The organism is Halomonas sp. ND22Bw, assembly GCF_003011945.1.
In the GTDB taxonomy this organism is placed as follows: domain Bacteria; phylum Pseudomonadota; class Gammaproteobacteria; order Pseudomonadales; family Halomonadaceae; genus Halomonas; species Halomonas halophila.
Map to the genome: position 1 here is coordinate 1 of NZ_PXWD01000124.1, position 482 is coordinate 482.

At 66.0% G+C, this 482-nt stretch carries 1 pseudogene; it reads right to left on the bottom strand.

What is annotated here, in order from left to right:
• Positions 1-274 (bottom strand): annotated as a pseudogene (locus CVH10_RS17285) (IS21 family transposase); the annotation flags it as partial.
• Positions 275-482: the final 208 nt, after the last annotated feature.

The window sequence follows — 482 nt, forward strand, 5'->3', positions numbered from 1 at the left end:
CGCGCAGACGCTCGAAGAGCCGCTTGGCCGTGTGCCGTTGCTTGACGGGTGCGATCCGGTCCGCGTCCAGGATCGCATCGATCACCGGTAGCAGCGGCCCCAGCTTCGGCTTCTCGACCGGCTTTGTGCGCGTGTAGCCCGGCGGCAGGGAGAACCGGCACATCTTGGCAATCGTCTCGCGGCTCAGCCCGAAGACCCGGGCTGCCTCACGACGAGAGTTGCCAGCGTTGAATACGAACTGCCGAACGGCCGCGTAGACTTCCACGGCAAACATCCTGGGCCCCTCCCGAAAGAGAAGCCTCTCCACTGGCCGGCTTTTACCCCGGCCGCATCAGCACCCCGCCGACGCTCCAGTGGATGGTTTTGTCACCGCCCTACACAGCTGGGGGACCCCCTTGGAATCGACGCCGCTTGCAGGGTCCTGACGCTGCTGATCGGGATGCCGCCGACGCGTCGAGCAAAGAGCGCACCCCCATCAGCCA